The 19,934-nt window shown below is 57.6% G+C and carries 14 protein-coding genes and 1 pseudogene; 6 read left to right on the top strand and 9 right to left on the bottom strand.

Annotated elements, in window-relative coordinates:
• The first annotated feature begins 7 nt into the window (after positions 1-7).
• The gene (locus tag HDE75_RS18980; protein WP_183681110.1) at positions 8-1,510 is read left to right on the top strand and encodes an adenosine deaminase family protein; all 1,503 of its coding nucleotides are present in this window, start codon (positions 8-10) and stop codon (positions 1,508-1,510) included.
• Here HDE75_RS18980 and HDE75_RS18975 read toward each other — a convergent pair.
• Positions 1,483-1,746: a hypothetical protein gene (locus tag HDE75_RS18975; RefSeq protein WP_183681108.1), complete on the bottom strand. Its 264-nt coding sequence runs from the start codon at positions 1,744-1,746 to the stop codon at positions 1,483-1,485. The two genes, HDE75_RS18980 and HDE75_RS18975, sit on opposite strands and share 28 nt — an antisense overlap.
• Before the next feature lie 580 nt (positions 1,747-2,326).
• Here HDE75_RS18975 and HDE75_RS18970 point away from each other — a divergent pair.
• The 4 genes from HDE75_RS18970 (at position 2,327) to HDE75_RS18955 (ending at position 9,882) form a co-directional block, all read left to right on the top strand.
• Complete coding sequence (locus tag HDE75_RS18970) at positions 2,327-5,737, top strand: TonB-dependent receptor (protein ID WP_183681106.1); 3,411 nt, start codon at positions 2,327-2,329, stop codon at positions 5,735-5,737.
• A 106-nt stretch (positions 5,738-5,843) separates the two neighbouring features.
• Positions 5,844-7,553 carry a bifunctional metallophosphatase/5'-nucleotidase gene (locus HDE75_RS18965; RefSeq protein ID WP_183681104.1) on the top strand — a complete coding sequence of 570 codons (1,710 nt, stop codon included), beginning with the start codon at positions 5,844-5,846 and terminating at the stop codon, positions 7,551-7,553.
• Between the two features lie 20 nt (positions 7,554-7,573).
• Positions 7,574-8,809, top strand: coding sequence for a phospholipase D-like domain-containing protein (locus tag HDE75_RS18960; RefSeq protein ID WP_183681102.1), 1,236 nt, complete (start codon positions 7,574-7,576; stop codon positions 8,807-8,809).
• 2 nt (positions 8,810-8,811) lie between these two features.
• Complete coding sequence (locus HDE75_RS18955; protein ID WP_183681101.1) at positions 8,812-9,882, top strand: S1/P1 nuclease; 1,071 nt, start codon at positions 8,812-8,814, stop codon at positions 9,880-9,882.
• A 42-nt stretch (positions 9,883-9,924) separates the two neighbouring features.
• Here HDE75_RS18955 and HDE75_RS18950 read toward each other — a convergent pair whose 3' ends face one another.
• A complete protein-coding gene (locus HDE75_RS18950; protein ID WP_183681099.1) occupies positions 9,925-10,689 on the bottom strand; it encodes a DeoR/GlpR family DNA-binding transcription regulator in 765 nt (254 codons plus the stop codon).
• Positions 10,690-10,760: 71 nt separating this feature from the next.
• Between HDE75_RS18950 and HDE75_RS26845 the strand changes: the two are divergent.
• Positions 10,761-11,345 (top strand): annotated as a pseudogene (locus HDE75_RS26845) (NUDIX domain-containing protein); the annotation flags it as partial.
• A 420-nt stretch (positions 11,346-11,765) separates the two neighbouring features.
• Here HDE75_RS26845 and HDE75_RS18940 read toward each other — a convergent pair.
• The 7 genes from HDE75_RS18940 to HDE75_RS18910 form a co-directional block, all read right to left on the bottom strand.
• Positions 11,766-12,737 carry an ABC transporter permease gene (locus tag HDE75_RS18940; RefSeq protein ID WP_183681095.1) on the bottom strand — a complete coding sequence of 324 codons (972 nt, stop codon included), beginning with the start codon at positions 12,735-12,737 and terminating at the stop codon, positions 11,766-11,768.
• Positions 12,738-12,741: 4 nt separating this feature from the next.
• On the bottom strand, positions 12,742-13,821 hold the full coding sequence (locus HDE75_RS18935; RefSeq protein ID WP_183681093.1) for an ABC transporter permease: 1,080 nt from the start codon (positions 13,819-13,821) through the stop codon (positions 12,742-12,744).
• A complete protein-coding gene (locus tag HDE75_RS18930; protein WP_183681154.1) occupies positions 13,818-15,347 on the bottom strand; it encodes an ABC transporter ATP-binding protein in 1,530 nt (509 codons plus the stop codon). The genes HDE75_RS18935 and HDE75_RS18930 overlap by 4 nt, the downstream gene beginning before the upstream one ends.
• A gap of 81 nt (positions 15,348-15,428) precedes the next feature.
• Positions 15,429-16,424, bottom strand: a complete 996-nt coding sequence (locus HDE75_RS18925) for a BMP family lipoprotein (protein ID WP_183681091.1) — start codon at positions 16,422-16,424, stop codon at positions 15,429-15,431.
• Positions 16,425-16,785: 361 nt separating this feature from the next.
• Complete coding sequence (locus HDE75_RS18920; protein ID WP_183681089.1) at positions 16,786-17,688, bottom strand: LysR family transcriptional regulator; 903 nt, start codon at positions 17,686-17,688, stop codon at positions 16,786-16,788.
• Positions 17,689-17,761: 73 nt separating this feature from the next.
• A complete protein-coding gene (locus tag HDE75_RS18915; RefSeq protein ID WP_260174292.1) occupies positions 17,762-18,706 on the bottom strand; it encodes a pseudouridine-5'-phosphate glycosidase in 945 nt (314 codons plus the stop codon).
• A 9-nt stretch (positions 18,707-18,715) separates the two neighbouring features.
• On the bottom strand, positions 18,716-19,861 hold the full coding sequence (locus HDE75_RS18910) for a carbohydrate kinase family protein (RefSeq protein ID WP_183681087.1): 1,146 nt from the start codon (positions 19,859-19,861) through the stop codon (positions 18,716-18,718).
• Positions 19,862-19,934 lie beyond the last annotated feature (73 nt).

The raw sequence follows: 19,934 nt of genomic DNA, 5'->3' as shown, positions 1-19,934 counted from the left end.
AATGCTGATGCAAAAGAAAATTCCTGGTCTGACCCTGGCCGCCATGCTGGCGCTATCCGGCGTCGCTCATGCTGCCACCCCGGCCGCCACCCCGGCTGCCAACGAAGCAGCGACCGCGCGTCATTTTGCCACGCTGGTATCGGGCGCGCAGCCGAAGACGGCCGAACTGAGCCTGTTCTTTTCCATGATGCCCAAGGGCGGCGACCTGCATCATCATTACTCGGGTGCTATTTATGCCGAGCAGTTTCTCGATTGGGTCGACAAGGAAAACTATTGCGTCAACAAGACCACCTACCGTATCGAAAGCCAGAAAGACGTGATCGCCGCCGAGCGCGCCAAGCCGACTGGCCAGCGCAACTGCCTGTCCTCGTCCGAGGTGTTTGCCGATCCTGGCTTGTATGCGGAATTGCTGCAGCGCTGGTCGACCAAGGATTTCTACAACCATGGAGGCATCCAGACGCCGCCTGACCGTACCTTCTTTGATACTTTCGGCTATTTCGGCCCGGTTGCCTCGACCAATACGGCCGATGGCTTGAAAACCCTGAAGCAGCGTGCAATCGCTGAAAACCTGAGCTACATCGAAACGATTTTCGAGCTGTCGCCTTTCGTGTCGAATCCGCAATTCGATCAACAGGCGCTGGCGCCTGGCTTGACGCCGGCCGCGCTGCAAACCCTGTTGGCCAGCTGGACGCAAAGCCTGGATCAGGATGCTGCCTTCCAGAAAAGCATCACCGCCTACAACGATAACGTGAACACCAGCAGCGTCGGCATCGACGATGCCAACTTCACCATGCGCTACCAGGCTTACGTGCTGCGTTTCCTGTCGCCATCGCAAGTGTTTTCATCGATGGTCGCCGCCTTCAAGGCCGCCAGCCTGAATCCGCTAGTGGTGGGCGTCAATATCGTGGGCCAGGAAAGCGTGAATGTCTCGATGCGCGATTACAGCTTGCATATGGAAATGTTCAAGTTCCTCAAGGCCAAGTATCCACACGTGAAGATCGCCCTGCATGCCGGTGAGCTGGCGCTGGGCATGGTACCGCCGGAAGGCCTGGCTTTCCATATCGCCGAAGCCGTTGATGTGGCTGGCGCTGACCGTATCGGCCACGGCATGGATATTGCCTATGAGCACAATGCCCTGGCTACCATGCAAAAGATGCGCGAGCGCGGCATTCCCGTGGAAGTGAACTTGACCAGCAACGACTACATCCTGGGTATCAAGGGCCAGGCTCATCCCGTGACGTTGTACCGCAAGTATGGCGTGCCGTTTGTCATTTCCACCGATGATGCGGGCGTATCACGCAACACTTTGTCGAACGAGTATGTGTTGTTTGCCAGCCAGTACAAGACCGATTACGCGGAAATCAAGAAGCTGTCTTACAACAGCCTGCGTTACTCCTTCCTGGCTGATGCGGATAAACAACGTTTGCTGAAAGCACTCGATGCGCGCTTTGCCACATTTGAGGCGCAAGTGGCTGCGTCCGATCAGCCCATTAAAGGCAGTAAGCCATAAGTTGCTTGATAGTTAAAATTTGCGTGATTCTGCGGCCGGATTTTCCGGCCGTTTTTCTTTCTTCCTTTTACCTTAATTGATGATTGATTGGCAAATCTGTGGCGGCCAAGCGACACAATTAACGGCAGATGCATATCTTTATCTGATTTCCTAATTGAATCAATTTCAAGCACATATTGCTCATTTATAATTTCGCGCCATAGGCTCGGACCATCCGAAGACGATATCAAATTCATGTTTTCTGCCCTGGTATTTATACTTTTTGTATATAAATATCTAAAGTAAAACGTATTTGTCATCCATTTTTTGATGATGCATAGTGAGATCAGACTGATATTAAAAAGTCACATTTCACCTCTTCGAGGTGGTCTTTATCGGGCATTTGCAGTAGATCAAGGTGGCAAGTTGCATGAAATAATTCGTCGCACAGAGATGTGTCGAAATTCACAACGAGTCATAGCCGTGTCACAGTCCTGACATATTTAACAATTACACTGCCGCCTGGCCTGTACGTCCGGTCAAGTTTGTTAAGTGAATGACAAAGGAGCTAGCGCCCTGCGTTATTGCGAATGAAGCAAGTGAGTCATTCGTTTTTTGCTTGAATATGGATGGTTTGTGTCAGGAAGCGCAGGTATTGCAGGGTCCAGCAGAGGCCCGCAGCCAGGCCGGACCCCGTCAAGGTCCGTCGCCCGTCCAGCCGGCGTAACAGTTGCAGCATAGTAAAGAGGGAATCTTGTGTTTGTGTTGCTGTGCGGTGATCCCGGATAGCAGGGCAAGCCAGGATTTTCACAATAATAGTCTTTTCTGGGGTTAAAGATGATCAATCACAAACGACTTCGGCTAACGCAAATCGCGTTAAGCCTGTCTATTGCACTGGCGGCGGCACCATCGTTCGCACAGAACACCACGTCTGCTATCGGCGGACGTATTTCCGTTGGTGATGGCAAGCCTGCTGCTGGCGCTATCGTCACCATCGTGCACACCGAATCGGGCTCCGTCAGCAATGTGACGACCGATGCGGAAGGCCGTTACGTTGCTCGCGGCTTGCGTGCAGGCGGTCCTTACACCATCACCATCACCAAAAACGGTGAAGTGGAAAAACGTGAAAACGTGTACCTGCAACTGGCTGAAACGGCCAACGTGGACGCCACCCTGGGCGCCCCTGAAATGCAAGTCGTTAAAGTGAGTGGCAACGCCGCCCGTGCACAGATTTTCAACAGCACCAATATGGGTGCCGGCACCAGCATCAGCAATACCGATCTGCAAACCCAGGCTTCGATTTCGCGCAGCCTGCAAGATTACGCCCGCGTCGATCCCCGCCTGTCGCAAACCGACAAAGGCCGTGGCGAAATTTCGATGGGTGGCCAAAACTCGCGCTACAACTCGATGACCATCGACGGCGTGGCCGTGAATGACACCTTCGGTCTGGAAGCTTCCGGCACTGCTACCGGCAAACAGCCGATCTCGATCGAAGCGATTCAGTCGGTGCAAGTGAACGTCGCCAACTACGACGTGACCCAAAAAGGCTATACCGGCGCCAACATCAATGCTGTGACCAAGTCAGGTACCAATACTGTCAAAGGCAGTGTGTACTATGTATTCCGCAACGACCAACTGGCAGGCGACCGTTACAACGATACCGCTGGCACGTATTCCCCAGCACCATCGTCGAAGGACACCACCAAAGGTATCACCATGGGTGGGCCTTTGATCCAGGATAAGCTGTTCTTGTTTGCCAACTATGAAAAAACGGCAAGCTCGCGCAGCTCGCCATCCTTCGGTCCGATCGGTAGCTCGGCCACCAACGTCGCCATTTCGCAATCGGCGATTGATAGCGCGATTGGGATTGCCAAAGACAAATATGGTATGGATATCGGCAGCTCGGCCATCCCGAGCGGTACCGAATTCACCGCCACTGAAAAGTTGCTCAAGCTCGATTGGAACTTGACCGATACCCAGCGCGTGATGTTGCGTTACTCGAAGAGTGATCAGGCTGAGCCGATTTTCGTCGGCTTCAGCCCGACCGGTATTTCGTTGAGCTCGTACTGGTATTCCCAGCAAAAGAGCTTGGAAACCGTTGTCGGACAATGGACTGCCGAGTGGAGCCCAACCTTCTCGACCGAGTTCAAGGTATCGAGCCGTAAATATAATAGCGTACCGAATAATAACGCCAAGCTGCCGTCGATCGGTTTCCGCTTCTCCGGTCCAGTACCGGACGGTGCGACTGGCCTCAATAGTACTGACCGCTTCCTGAACTTCGGTACCGAGCAAAGCCGTCAAATGAACGTGCTGCGCACCGATACCCGTGACGCCTACTTTGGCGCCAACTGGAACTTGGGCGACCATGAAATCAAGTTCGGTACGGATTACAGCGAGAACAAGATTTACAATGCGTTCTTGCAAAACGTCAACGGTAACTACACCTTTGGCTGTATCGACAATATCAAGTATTCCTTCGATACAAGCGGTAAATTCCAGTGCACAGGCACGACCGCAACTGCTGCCCGCATTCAGGCTGCTATCCTGGAAAACTTTAGCCTTGGCCGTCCGACTGTATACAACTTGCAAGCAGCCGTTCCAGGCAGCACGCTTGATGATGCGGTCGCTCGCTTCAATCTGAAAAACGTCGGCTTGTTCGTACAAGACACGTGGACTGTCAACAAACAGCTGACAGTTAGTGCCGGTCTGCGCATTGACGGTACTCGCATCGGCGACAAGCCGCTGCGTAATGATACCGCTGCCTTGCCAGTTGGCCCATTGGTGAATGGCCGTCAAACTGGTGGTTTCGGCATTGACAATACCCACACTATCGATGGTCAGAATCTGTATCAGCCACGCGCTGGCTTCAACTACAAGTTCGACACCGCACGCCCAACCCAGATACGCGGCGGCTTCGGACTGTTCCAGGGCGCTGCGCTGGCAGTCTGGCTGGGTAATCCTTTCCAGAACACCGGTGTCGTGCTGCGTAACATTAGCTGCACCTATGCTGCTGGCACTTGCCCGGCTGATGGTGGTTTCTTCAGTCCTGACCCAAGCAAACAGCCTACCAACGTGATCAGCACGATTCCTGCTGCCAAGGTCGATACACTGGCGACCAACCTGGCGCAGCCATCGGTCTGGAAAGCCAACCTGGCGTTCGAACATGAGTTGCCATGGTATGGCTTGGTAGTGGGCGCGGAATACCTGCGCACCAAGACCAAGGATGCGATTTACTACCAAGAGCTGAACCTGGGCGCACCGAACCGTGTTGGTAGCGATGGCCGTCCTCTGTACTACTCGGATAATGGCTACGATCCGAAATGCTGGAATGCTTCGGGTGCCTTGACCGGTGGCACTGGCTGCACCACTCGTACCAAAGGCGCTAATAACGCTGCCTTTGGCCAGGTATTGCAAGCAACCAAGACTGACAAGGGCGAAGGCAATCTGCTGACCCTGTCGCTGCGCAGCCCGATGCGTGACGGTCTGTCGTGGGGTACGTCGTACACCTATACCGACGCTACTGAAGTGTCGCCGCTGACTTCATCGACTTCCAGCTCGAACTGGGGTGGTCGTGCCGTATTCAATCCTAACGAAAACGTCGCATCTAACTCTAACTACCTGGTCAAGGATCGCTTCACTGCCAACGTTACTTGGCAAAAACGTTTCTTCGGCGAATATCGCACCAGCTTTGGTCTGTTCTATGAAGGCCGTAGCGGCAAGCCATACAGCTGGACGTTCAATAACGACATGAATGGTGACGGCCTGGCTGGTAATGATTTGCTGTACATTCCGAAAGCACCGGGCTCTGGCGAAGTATCGTTCTATGGCGCAACGCCAGCTGCGCGCGCCGCTAACGAAGCCGCTTTCTGGGCTGTTGTTAACGCCAATGGCGATCTGCGCAATTCCACAGGTGGCGTTGTCGGCCGCAACAAGAGCTTTGCACCATGGACCAATAGCTTCGACATGCGTCTGAGCCAGGAAGTACCAGGCTTCTTCAAGGGTAATAAAGGTATCGTTACCCTGGACTTCCTGAACGTGGGCAACATGATCAACCGTAACTGGGGCCATATCACAGAAGTGCCGTTCCAAGGTGCCGGTGGTCTGGTACGTAGCTTTGTTGACTACATGGGTATTGATAAAGACGGTCATTACATTTACAACACTCGTCCTGTATCGAGCCTGCAAACCCGTCAAACTGCGGGTGAATCGCAGTGGGCAGTGCAAGCTACCGTCAAGTACGAATTCTAATGTCGTAATGTCGGTGTGACCTGAAAAACGGCTGGTAGCGATACCAGCCGTTTTTTTTATAGCCGAGATGGTTTACTCTTTCCCTTTTTTACAGAATACGAATTCCATGGCTCACTTCCTACGCACACCGGTCGCCAGCGCGGCCCTGATCCTGGCCCTGTCGGCCTGCAGCAATCTTGCTCCTGTCCCGCTTGCTGCGCGCAGCGGCCCTATCGAAGTGAACCTGGTCGCGCTCAACGATTTCCATGGCAATCTTGACCGCAGCAAATTTACCTACACCAGCGTGAGTGACACCTCCAGCAAGACGGTCGATGCGGGCGGCATCGATACATTGTCCGGCGCCCTGAGTGCGTGGCGGCGTGAAGATGCGCAACTGATTTTTGTTGGCAATGGCGACCTGATAGGCGCCAGTCCTGCCATGTCGTCGCTGTGGGCTGATGAGCCGAGCATCGTGGCCATGAATATGCTTGGCATGAAGGCCAGTTCCGTGGGCAACCATGAATTTGACCAGGGCAAGGCGGAATTGCTGCGCCAGCAGCGCGGCGGATGCGTGTCTGCCCGCACGGACAAAGCCTGCAAGTTTGCGCCTGATTTTAGCGGCGCGCGATATCAGTATCTGTCCGCCAATGTGATCGACACGCAAACGGGCAAGCCGCTATTGCCTGCCTACCAGATTGAAGAAGCGCATGGCGTCAAGGTGGGCCTGATCGGCGCCGTGCTGCAAGATACCGCCGCAGTCGTCACGGCGGCCGGTATCGTGGGCTTGAAGTTCGGCGATGAAGCCGACGCCATCAACGCTACCTTGCCCGCCTTGCGGGCGCAGGGCGTGGGCGTATTCGTGGTCTTGCTGCATCAGGGCGGCGAGACGGAAGAAGCGGTTGACCAGGCTGATTGCAGCAAGCTCAAGGGCCCGGTAGTCGACATCGCCAAACGCCTCGATCCGGCGATTCAAGTGATCATCAGCGGCCACTCGCACAAGGGCTATTTGTGCCGTGTCGATGGCCGTCTGGTGACGCAGGCAGAGATGGGCGGACATATGTTGACGCGCATCAAGCTCAAGGTCGATCCCGTCAAGAATATCGTGCTGAGTACCGGTGCACAGAACGTCGTCATGTTGCCAGGCGCCTATGCGCCTGATCCAGCCGTGGCTGCTTACCTGGCAACTGTCAAGGAGCGTAGCCTGCAAGCACTGTCGCGCCCTGTAGCGACCATTACCGTGCCTGTCGTCGGCCGCGAGACCAAGGGGAGTGGCGAGTCGCCGCTGGGCGATATGGTGGCTGACAGTACCTTGTTTGGCACGCGCGCTGCCGGCGCACAAATTGGCTTGATGAATAATGGCGGTATCCGCAAAGACCTGGAGGCGGGCGCGGATCTGATGACCAATGTGGGCCAGAACCAGGCGGTGCTGCCGTTCGGTAACACCCTGACGATAGTCAGCCTGTCCGGCGCGCAAATCCGCGCCCTGCTGGAACAGCAATGGCTCGATGCGGATGCAGAGGATGGCAATTTGCTGCAAGTATCGGAAGGCTTCAGCTACCGCTGGGACAGCACGCGCCCGCAAGGCCAGCGCGTAGTGCCGGGCAGCATCATGTTGAATGGTGTGCCACTGGATGACAATCAACAATATCGTGTCGCCGCCAACAACTTCCTGGCCGGCGGCGGCGACCGTTTCAGCGTGCTGGCCGCTGGCACGCGCCGGCTTGACACGGGCGTGCGCGACATCGACGCCTTCAGCGACTATCTGATCGACCGCGCACGCAGCGGCAAACCGGCTGGCAGCACCACCGCCGCAGGCCGCATTGTGCGCGTCAAATAATTTAATTCAAGGAAAACACCATGCGTCGTCTCTTCTTCTCCGTTCTTCTGTCCAGCCTGTTCGCAGGCAGCGCCCACGCCGAGTTCACGATACCCGGTTTTGAGCTGGTGCACACTTCGCCCGTCGAAACGAGCTTGACCAATCCCGACCTGCGCGAACCGGCCGTGGTCTGGAGCGAGCTGTTCGATTCTGCAAAAAAAGAAATCGTCATCGCCCAGTTTTACGCCGTCAGCAAGCCCGGCACTGCCTTTGAAAAAGTGCTGGCCAGCCTGACGGCGGCGGGCCAGCGCGGCGTCAAAATCCGCTTCCTGCTCGACCAAAAAGGCGTGGGCCTGTCGGAAGCGCCGACGATAGAGCGCATCAAGGCGATCCCGAACCTGGAATTGCGCATCATCGATTACAACAAAGTGACGGGCAATGGCATCGTGCACGCCAAATACCTGGCCGTCGATGGCCAGGTGGCGTATGTCGGCAGCCAGAACTTCGACTGGCGCTCGTTCGAGCACATCCATGAGACGGGCTTGAAAATCACCGAACCGACCATCGTCAAGCAAGTGCAAGCCATCTTTGAACAGGATTGGCAGGCGCAGGCTTTGACCTCGCAAGGCGGCCGCGCCACAGTACTCAACAGCAAAGAAGTGCCCGCCAACTACGCACAGAATGCTTTCCTGCTGGCCAGCCCGAATGCGTATAACCCGGCTGGCGTGGGCGATTCGCAAACGGGCTTGCCTGCCTTGCTGGCGGAAGCGAAAAGCGAAGTGCGCATTCAGCTGCTCGATTACGCGCCACTGTCGTATGGCCCGAACCGCACGCGTCCTTACTACGCCGTGATCGACAATGCCGTGCGCGCGGCCGCCACGCGTGGCGTCAAGATCAAGCTGATGGTGTCCGCCTGGAACACGGAAGAGCCTGCCATGGCTTACCTGAAGAGCCTGGCGCTGGTGCCGAACGTGGAAATCCGCATCGTCACGATTCCCACCGCCTCGACCGGTTTTATTCCGTTTGCGCGCGTGATCCATAGCAAGACCATGGTGATCGATGGCAAGCTGGCCTGGGTCGGTACCAGCAACTGGTCGGGCGGCTATATGGATTTGTCGCGCAACCTGGAAGTGGTGATGCGCAACGAAGCCATGGCGCAACGTCTGGCGGCCCTGCATGAACAGACCTGGAGTTCGCCGTACGCCCAGCCTATCGATATCAATAAACACTATCCGAAGCCTGCCAAAGGCACGCCACAGCTAGCTGGGAAGGAATGAGCATGAAGAAAATAGCATGTGTGCTGGCGCTGGGCGCCGCTTTCGCGACAGGCAATGTACTGGCCTGGGGCAACGATGGCCATCGCGCCGTGGGCGCCATCGCCGACCAATTGCTCAAGGGCAGTGTGGCGCAGCTGGAAATCAGCAAATTGCTGCTGCCCGGCGAAAGCCTGGAAAAGATCGCCAACTGGCCAGATTGCGTGAAGGGTACGTATTGCGGTCCGCAAACACCGGAAATGCTGGCCTATGTGGCGGCCAATCCCAAGCATAGCGAATATCATTACACGGATATTCCCTTCCAGAACGCGCACTACCATGACCATGATGTGGGCAGCGCCGACGACGATATCGTGCAAACCTTGAAGCAGGCAATTCTGGTACTGCAAGGCAAGGATGATGCGGTGACCAATCCGCATCAGTTCACCAAGCGCCAGGCGTTGATCCTGATCACGCACCTGGTGGGCGATATCCATCAGCCGCTGCACGTGGGCGCCGCCTTTGTGGCCCGGGATGGCCGTTTTGTCGTGCCCACCACGCAGGCACAGGTTGATGAGGCCGCCATTTTCGATGCGCGCGGCGGCAACAACCTGCTGCTGGACGACGCGAAAATCACGGCCCTGTCGGACGCCAGCATCCCTGCACCCTTGCCTGTGGACGAGGACGCCGCCAAGCCGGCCAGCACGTATCCGAAATCGGCGACCAGGCCGCTGCATTCCTACTGGGATAGCACGGTGGTCGATTACGCCATGCGCCGTCTGAGCACGCGCACGCCAGAGCAATTTGCGCGTAAAGTGATCGCCAGCGGCCCGCAGGTGAGCGTGAATACAGGCGACCCCGTCACCTGGCCATATCAATGGGCAGATCAGTCGCTGGCAGCGTCAAAGATAGCGTATGCCGATGTGGTGGCCGGTCCTGCCACGCAGCAAACCAGCCGTAAGGGCGATGTCTACAATGTGTGGGCCTTGACGGTGCCGGACAATTATCCGGTGCCCAGCTCGGCGCTGGCGAAGCAGCAGCTGATCGAAGGCGGTTATCACCTGGCATCGCTGTTGCAAGCGATATGGCCACAGTAACTATATGTTGAGATTAGAAAAGCGGCTTGCGGGCCGCTTTTTTTACGCCAGGATAATGTTGATGCCCATCTCGCGGTAAGGCGCCACCAGTGCGTCATCGACCTCGCGGTGCATGACGATATCGCTGACCTGGTTCAAGGGAGCGATCTGGAACGCCGAGGCCGTGTTCAGTTTTTCCGGTGAAGCCAGCACTACGGTACGGGCTGCTGCATCGCTCAAGGCGCGCTTGACGCAGGCTTCTTCATAGTCGCCGGTGGTGATGCCCGCTTGCGGATGCAGGCTGGCCACGCCCATAAAGTATAGATCTGCACGGATGCGGGCGATGGCTTCCACGGTGGCGGCGCCCACGCCGACGATGGAATGCTTGTACAGGCGGCCACCCAGCATCAGCACCTCGACGTGGGGATGCTCCACCAGTTCGACGGCGATCGAGGGGCTGTGGGTGACAACCGTAGCGCGCAGGTCGCGTGGCAACTGGCGTGCCAGCTGTACGGCAGTGGTGCCGCCATCGATAAACACCACTTGCCCCGCTTGTATCATGGTGGCCGCTGCTCGACCGATGGCTATCTTGGTATCGGTTGAGATTTGCTCGCGGCCCGCAAACGGCGCCAGCGCGGGCGAGCGCCTCAGCAGGGGCAGGGCGCCGCCGTGCACTCTTTCCAGTAATCCTTCTTTCGCCAGCTCGCGCAAGTCGCGGCGGATAGTGTCTTCCGATAATCCCAGGCTGTCGCTGACGGCCTTGGCGATGATCTGGCCTTCGCTTTGCAGCAAGTCGAGCAGATATTGTTTGCGTTGATGTGTCAGCATTTTTCTCGTTTTTTCTTGAATTTGCACGAGTTTGCATGATAAAGTCATTCGACGCAAGCACAGGAGACGATATGCGCGAAGAAAATACAGAGCAACAACGGGTACGTATCCAGGCTGTGGTGACGTTGTCGCACGACTGGTATTTATTGCAGAAAACGACCTTCGATTACTTGCGCCGCGATGGCCAGTGGCAGACGCAGACGCGCGAGACCTATGACCGCGGCGATGGCGCCACCATCCTGCTCTACAACAGACAAAAGCGTACGGTGATCCTGATACGCCAGTTTCGATTTCCCACCTATCGCGAGGGCCATGATGGCTTTCTGATTGAGTCGGCGGCAGGTTTGCTGGAACAGGCCAGCCCGGAACAGCGCATCCGCGCCGAAGTCGAGGAGGAAACCGGCTACAAGGTGGGCCAGGTGCACAAGGTATTCGACGCCTTCATGAGCCCCGGTTCGGTGACGGAGCGCTTGCATTTTTTCGTGGCTGAATATGAACCATCGAGCCGTGTCAGCGATGGTGGTGGCCTGGTCCATGAAGGGGAAGATATCGAAGTGCTGGAGTTGCCGCTCGCTCAGGCGATGCAGATGGTGGCCGATGGCCGTATCTGCGACGGCAAGACCATCATGCTGCTGCAGCATGCACAACTGCACTTGATGCCGGTCAAGCGCGGTTTGCAAATATTGATCGCTGGCCCGTATCGCTCGGGTACGGGCGACGATCCAGCGTTGATGGCGGCCAATGTGGCTGCCATGGAAGCCGTCTGCCTGCCCCTGTATGCGCAAGGGCATTTGCCGGTGCTCGGTGAATGGCTGGCCTTGCCCATGCTGGCGCTGGCCGGTTCGCGCCAGGTGGGGGATGCTGTGTACGAGGAATTATTCCACCCGCATGCGACGCGTTTGCTCAGCCATTGTGACGCTGTGCTGCGCATCGGTGGTGCTTCGGCTGGCGCAGACCAGATGGTGGTCGTTGCGCGTAGCCTGGGACTGGCTGTGTATTTTTCGCTGGAAGAGATAACACAGGCGTAAAAAAAGCGAAGCCCGTGGGCTTCGCTTTCTGACTGCAAGAGCTGACGCTTAACGGGATTTCACAAAAGGAATCCCGATCGCCTTCGGTGCGACCGACTTGGCCATCAAGCCCGCCAGCACGATCACGGTGACCACATACGGCACCATCTGGATCAGCGAGCCGGGGATGCGGCCCACGACAGGCAAGTCCACGCCTTCGATCTGGATCTGGATGGCGCTGAAGAAGCCGAACATCAGGCAACCGAGGAAGGTGTACACCGGGCGCCAGTTGCCGAACACCATGGCTGTCAAAGCCAGGTAGCCGGCGCCGGCCGACATGTCGCGCAGGAAGAAGCCGCTTTGCACGATGGCCAGATAGGCGCCCGAGAACGAGCACAGGATACCTGCCACCAGCATGGCCATGTAGCGGGTGGCTTCCACGCTGATACCGGCCGAGTCCGCAGCATGCGGGTTTTCACCGCAGGCGCGCAGGCGCAAGCCGAAACGGGTGTGGTACAGCAGCCAGTGCACCAGCGGGATCAGCAGGAAAGCCAGGTAGACCAGGATGGAATGGCCGCCGATCAGGTGGGCATACACCCAGCCGATGAACGGGATGTGTTCCACATACTGGGTGCCCGGCAAGACCACGTCGAACAGGCGCGCATTGCCCAGGTCTGGCGTGCGGCCGCCTTGCTGGAAGAAAAATTGCGCCAGTACAAACGTCAGGCCACTCATGGCGATGTTGATCGCCATGCCGGCCACCAGCTGGTTACCCTTTTGCGTGATGCTGACATAGGCTTGCAGCAGGGCCAGGGCCACGCAGACCAGCATGCCGACAGCCATGCCGTAATACGGGTTTTGCGTGGTGTAGGCCACGGCGGCTGAAGCAAAGGCGCTGGCCAGGATCTTGCCTTCCAGGCCGATGTCGATCATGCCGCTGCGTTCAGCGAACAGGCCGGCCATGGCGGCGAAGATCAGCACCGGCGCATTGCGCACGGTCGAGACCAGGATGCTGGCGAAATGAAAGTCGTCGAGTGTCATGGTGTTAGCCTTTGATGCGCTTGAGCAGGGCGGAAATCGCCGGGGCGTAGAAGTTTTCCATCGCGCCGCAGAACAGGATGATCAAGCCCTGGATAAAGATGAAAGTTTCAGTCGGGATATTCGGTTTTTCCAGCGACAGGTCGAAGCCGCCCTGGATCAGCGCACCAAACAGCACTGCCGACAAGAAGATGCCGACCGGATGCTGGCGGCCCATCAGGGCAATCGCGATACCGACGAAGCCGGCGCCGCCCACGAAGTTGAGCGACAAATAGTGCGTCGAACCCATCACGGAATTGACCGAACCCAGGCCTGCCAGCGCGCCCGAAATCAGCATTACGATGATGATCATCTTGCTGATCGACACGCCCGCATAGTGGGCTGCGTGCTTGTTCAAGCCGGTGGCGCGCAGTTTGAAGCCCCAAGAAGAACGCGACACCATCACGCCGTAGATGACCAGCGCAACGATCGCCAGCAGGAAGCTGATGTTCAGCGGCGTGTCGCCCAGCGACGGGAACCAGGTATTGAGCAGCGGCATCGCGCCGGCGTCCGAGAACACGCGGCTGGCCGTGTTTTGCTCGCCTGGCGGGATCAGGTATTTCACGATCACGAAGTTCATCAGGCTTGCGGCGATGAAGTTGAACATGATGGTGGTCACCACGATGTGGCTGCCGCGCTTGGCTTGCAGATAACCGGGCAACAAGCCCCACAGTGCGCCGAACAGGGCCGCGCCTATCATGGCCACTGGTATCAACAGCCAGGCGGGAAGGGTATGGTCGAAGGCCAGCATGGCTACCGTCAAGCCCAGGCCGCCGATATACATCTGGCCTTCGCTGCCGATATTGAACAGGCCAGCCTGCATCGCCACCGAGACCGACAGGCCGGTGAAGATAAAGGTACTGGCGTAGAACAGCGTGTAGCTCAAGCCTTCCGGATTGAGCACGGCGCTGTGGAGCAGGATGGACAGCGATTCGAGCGGGTCTTCACCCAGCAGATGGATCACCAGGGCTGCGACCAGCAAGGCCGACAGCAGGTTTAACATGGGCATGACAAAGGCTGTCGCCCAGCGTGGCAAGTCGTTATTCATGATTTATGCATTCCCCCCATCAACAGACCAATGCGGGTGGTATCGAATTCTTCAATTTTCAGTTCGCCAGTGATGCGTCCGCCGCACATGACCAGAATACGGTCGGCCAGCGCCCGCACTTCTTCCAGTTCGACCGACACCAGCAGGATGGCCACGCCACTGTCGCGCAGGGCCAGCAATTGTCTATGGATGCTTTCAATCGTGCCGATATCGACGCCGCGCGTCGGTTGGCCGACCAGCATCAGTTTCGGTTTTGCCAGCACTTCGCGCGCGATCACCACTTTTTGCTGGTTACCGCCCGATAGCAAGCCGATACGCAGGTCCGGGTTGGCCGGACGCACGTCGAAGGTTTTCAGCAATTCCGCGCAGCGCGCACCGATGGCCTTGAAGTTGAACAGGCCCCAGCGGTTTTTCAAGCTGTCCTGGTAACCAAGGATGGTGTTGTGCATGACGGAGAAATTTTTCACTACGCCATCGCGCAAGCGGTCTTCCGGAATGTGGGCGATGCCCAGGTTGCGGAAGGTCAACGGCAAACCGTCGGCATCGGTACGCTTGCCAAACGGCAAGTCCTTGTCCAGGAAACGCAGCTTGCCGGAAGTGGGCAAACGCATGCCCGACAGGATTTCCAGCAGTTCGCTCTGGCCGTTGCCCGATACGCCTGCAATCGCGACGATCTCGCCGGCGCGCAAATTGAAGCCGATATCGGCCAGCAGTTTCACCTGTTGCTCATCGGCCAGTTGCAAGTCGGCTACTTCCAGCACCGTGGCGCCCGGATTGTAAGGCGCGCGCGGCAAATGGCTCTGGATAGGGCGGCCCACCATCATATTGGCCAGCTCTTCCTTCGATGTACCCGCCGTGGGAACAGCGCCGACCACCGTGCCGCCGCGCATGACGGTGACGTTGTCGGTGATTTCCAGGATTTCTTGCAGCTTGTGCGTGATCAGGATGATGGTCTTGCCCTGTTCCTTGAACAGACGCAAGATTTCAAACAGCGATGCTGTTTCCTGCGCCGTCAGCACGGCCGTCGGCTCGTCGAGGATCAGGATATTGGCGCTGCGGTAAATCTGCTTGAGGATTTCCACGCGCTGCTGCGCGCCGACCGACAAGTCTTCGATTTTGGTGAGCGGGTCCACGTCGAGGCGATAGCGCTCGCAAATCTCGCGCAGCTTGGCTTCCGCTTCGGCGCGGTGGCTGGCCAGGCGGAAACCGCCTTCCGTGCCCAGCATGATATTGTCGAGCACGGTGAAGTTCTCGACCAGCATGAAATGCTGGTGCACCATGCCGATGCCAAGGTTGATCGCTTCCTGGCTGTTGCGGATAGGCTGTACTTGACCGTCGAGCAGGATTTCTCCGCCGTCGGCACGGTAATATCCGTACAGGATACTCATCAAGGTCGATTTACCGGCGCCATTTTCTCCCACCAGGCCGTGGATGCTGCCCTTGGCGATGGAAAAATTGACGTTGGTGTTCGCCTTCACATGTCCAAAGTGCTTGGAGATGTTGCGAAATTCTACTGCTGGCTGCATAGGTTCATAACTGGATAGTTTCATGGAAACGCGCCGCGCGGGGACCAGCCCCGGCGGCGCGCTTAGTGATGAAGAGTGAGTTTAGACCGGGCAGCTGCTGCCGACGCGGTAGTCGATCACTTTGACCTTGCCATCGATAATATCTTTACGCGCACCCAACACGCGCTTTTCGATTTCCGGCGTAATCAGCTTGCGGTTGTTCGCATCGAGCGCCCAATCCACGCCGCCTTCTTTCAAGCCCTTGGCAACGACGCCACCCTTCCAGGTGCCGTTCTTGACTTCCATAAAGCTGTCGTAGACCGTGTTGTCGACGCGTTTGACCATCGAGGTCAGGATGGTGCCTGGATACAGCGCGTTCTGGTTCGAATCGACGCCGATGGCCAGCTTGCCTTTTTCCTTGGCCATTTGCAAGGTGCCCAGGCCGCTACCGCCAGCAACGGCGAAGACTACATCAACGCCGCGCTCGAATTGCGAGCGGGCCAGTTCGCTGCCCTTGGCCGGGTCATTCCAGGCACTGGCCGTGGTGCCGACCATGTTTTGTGTGATATCTGCTTTCGCATTGACCGATTTCACGCCTTGCGCGTAGCCGCAGGCGAAGTTGCGGATCAAAGGAATGTCGATGCCGCCGATAAAGCCGACTTTTTTGCTTTTGCTGGCCATGGCCGCAGCCACGCCGACCAGGTAGGAGCCTTCTTCTTCCTTGAAGAGTACCGAGTTGACGTTGGCGCCAGTAGCCGTGCCGTCGATCAGCACGAATTTCACGTTAGGAAATTCCTTGGCGACTTTTTGCACAGCTTGTGTCTGGGAAAAACCGATCGAAGCGATCATGTCGAGTTTTTTGCGCGCCAGGCCACGCAACACTTGCTCGGCCTGGGTGTCGCTGGATGCCTGCACTTCGATAAACGAGATGCCGGTATCTTTCTTGAAGCGCTCTGCGCCTTCGAAAGCGGATTGATTGAACGACTTGTCGAACTTGCCGCCCGCGTCATACACGATACCCAGTTTAGGGGTAGCCGCGGACGCTTGAGCAGCCAGCAACGCGGCTGCGATCGTCAAACTAAATTGTGTAAGTTTCATGAATTGGCTCCTGGAAGACCGATATTGTATATTTTTTATAGGGGAAACATCTAATTTGGGGCCGATTTAAGCTGTTTTTCATACACAAGGAAATGATTCCTTATCAACATTGCACCGTATCAGGCAAGAACATTGCAGCTCCAGCATGGTTTTATGTCTACAGTGTGATGCTCATGCAACAGTCGCCCGCGTCTCTTTTATGCTTACAACATCGTATCGGTCGCCGGAACTGGCTGGAAGGCAAACGCAGCACCGGCGCCGCAATGGGCGTCCAGACCACTATGCATCATGCCAGATATGTATGACAAATACGTTTTTATTTATGGATTTATATGTATCACGTATAAATCATCAGGCCAGATCAAGCTGCAGGTGGATTCAGGATATTTAAAAACGCCCGCACCACCGGCGCATCATCGAGCGTGGTGTAACTGATATACAGATTGGCCGATGGCGGATTGGTTTTAATAGGTAAAAACACTACGCCGGGCCAGCCGATGCGGCTGGTGGTTTCCGGCACCAGGGTCACGCCCAAGCCTGCGCCCACCATGGCCAGCAAGGTTTGCGGCTCGCTTGCTTCCTGGAAAATTACCGGTTCAAAACCTGCATTTACGCAGCACTGCACCAGGTAGCGGGGAAAGGCCGACTTGTCCAGGTTGAGGGTCAGCAGCGGTTCGTTGGCGATGTCGATCAGCTCGATGGCCGTCTGTTTCGCCAGTGGATGATGTTCATTGATGGCCACGCAGACATTTTCGCGGAAGCACAGTTCCTGGCGCAGATTGTCGTGACGCAAGTCATCATCGTTGAGTTTGGGTTCGCGCCAGAAACCCACGTCGATCTGCTTGGCGCGCAGCGCTTCGTATTGGGCATTGGGGCCGGACTCATGCAAAGTCCAGGTGACGCGGGGAAACTTGGTCTGGAATTCTTCCAGCAGGCTGGGGATGGGCCCCCACATAGCCGAGCCGACGATGCCTACGCGCAAGCGGCCCACTTCGCCACGGTCGATCTGGCGGATCGTGTCGATGGTCATGCGCATCTTGGCCAGCAAGTCGGACGCTTCATTCATCAGCGCCTTGCCCGCCACGGTCAGCTCGAACGTGCGCGTGGTGCGCGCGAACAGGCGCACGCCCAGTTCGCTTTCCAGTTTCATGATCTGCTGGCTCAGGGGCGGCTGCGAGATGTGCAGGCGCTCCGCTGCGCGGCTGAAGCTTTTCTCCTCAGCCACGGCGAGAAAATACTTTAACTGTTTCAGATCGATGGACATGCTTTCCTTGGCTTTACTTGATGCTCGGGAAGGGCGCGCCGGTCCTGGAAGGCCGGCGCGTACTGCAGTCCTATTATCGGGCCACCACCGCCGGCATGGCAATGGCTAATGCCGCGCCGACCTTGGCATTGTGCTTGACCAGCGCAATATTGGTGGCCAGGCTGCGGCCATCCGTCAATTGCTTGATGCGTGCCAGCAAGAATGGTGTGACTTGTTTGCCTTTCACGCCGCCCTTGTCTGCTTCCTGCAACGCTTGTGCCGTGATGGCGTCGATTTCTTCCTTCTGCATCGCTTGCGCGGCCGGCACCGGATTGCTGACCACCACGCCGCCCTTCAAGCCCAGCTGCCACTTGGTGGCGATGAAGGCAGCTTGCTCGGCGGCGGTATCGAGGCGGAAATCAGCCTTGAAGCCGCTTTCGCGCGTGAAGAAGGCAGGAAAGCCTTCCTGGCCCACGCTGATGACCGGCACGCCATGCGTTTCCAGGTATTCCAGGGTCAGGCCGATGTCGAGGATCGATTTCACGCCTGCGCAGACGACGGCCACCGAGGTGTGCGCCAGTTCCTGCAAGTCGGCCGAAATGTCGAAGCTGGTTTCCGCGCCACGGTGCACGCCGCCGATGCCGCCGGTGACGAATACGGAAATGCCGGCCAGTTCGGCGCAGATCATGGTCGCTGCCACGGTGGTGGCGCCCAGCTTGCCTTGCGACAATACGAAAGGCAAGTCGCGGCGGCTGACCTTCATGGCGTCAGGCGAGGTGCCCAGCAATTCCAGTTGTTCCGGCGACAGGCCTACGCAGATCTTGCCGTCGATGATGGCGATGGTGGCAGGCACGGCGCCGCCGTCACGGATGATCTGTTCCACTTCGCGCGCCATTTCCACGTTTTGCGGGTAAGGCATGCCGTGTGAAATGATGGTCGATTCCAGCGCCACGATGGCTTTGCCCGCGGCGCGCGCGTCCAGCACTTCTTGCGAGAACGAGAGGAAGGTATTGAGTTGTGTCATCGGCAGTAAGCTCATTATTTAGTCCTATTGAAAAAGGGTAGGGGGAGGTGGCGCCAGGTCGGCGTCGTCGATATCGTCCAGCGCATCGGCCGAGATCAGCGGCGATACGGTGGCGTCGGATTCCAGGGTCATGGCGGCCAGCTTCAAGCCGCGCCGGCACGCCAGTTTCAAGTCGTTGCTGTCGTGATACAGCGACCAGCAGACGGCGGCAGAGAAAGCGTCGCCGGCGCCCGTCACGTCGACGGCATCGACTTCGCGCGCGGCCAGGTGGGCAATCGGCGCGTCCAGGGTGTCTCCATCCGTAAAGTACACGCCTTCGCCACCGCAGGTGACGATCACCTGGCGGGCGCCCTGGCGCTGCACTTCGCGGCAGGCGGCGCGCAGCTCGGCAGCCGTCGGCAGGGGCCGCGCCACGCGCGTTTCCAGTTCGCCACGGTTCAATATCAGCAGGCGCAAGCCCGTCAGCTCTTGCGGCAAATGGGCCATCTTCGGCTGCGAGACGGCGACGATCACCAGTGGCGCAGCATCGTTATGGCGTGCGTCGGCCAGCAGGGTAGCCACGCTGTCATGACCCAGGTTCAGGTCGCACACGGTCAGGGCGGCGGCGGCGCGCTGCGGCTGGCGGCTCTGCAAAAAGGCCGGTGTCAGTTCTTCATATAGTTGCATGTTGGCCATGGCCAGCAGCATTTCGCCATGTTCATCAAGCACGGCGGTATAAGTGCCGCTGCCGGTGTTGCTCAAGTGCAAGCTGCCGCGCATGTCGATGCCCGCTTCTTCTGCATGGGTTTGCAGCGCGTGGCCGGCCGCATCGTCGCCCAGCGCCGTCAGCAAGGCGACCGGGATGGACAATCGGGCCAGGTTTTCGGCGATATTGCGGCCCACGCCGCCAAATACTTCTTCCGAGCGCACCGGGTTCGAGGTGCCCATCTGCAACGTGGCCAGGGTGCGCATCTTGCGGTCCAGGTTTGCTGCACCGATGCACAGCACAGGACGGCTGTCGGGCAGCACATACGCGCGCCCCAGTAGCCGGCGTTCGCGGATCAGGCCCGCGATGTGGCCGGCCACGGCGGAGCGCGACAGGCCCAGTTCGCTCGCCAGGTCTTGCTGTGAAATGAAGGGGTTGCCGCGTATCAGGGCATACAGCTGGTCTTTTTTGGAAGTATCGGTCACGGCAGCCATTAGTTGAAAACAATTGTCTGCAACTGTAAACATTTGTTTTGCTGCTGTCAATCGCTGCCTGAAG

This window comes from Janthinobacterium silvisoli, from assembly GCF_014200725.1.
Taxonomy (GTDB): Bacteria; Pseudomonadota; Gammaproteobacteria; order Burkholderiales; family Burkholderiaceae_D; genus Janthinobacterium.
This window is presented reverse-complemented; position numbering and strand designations above follow the sequence as displayed.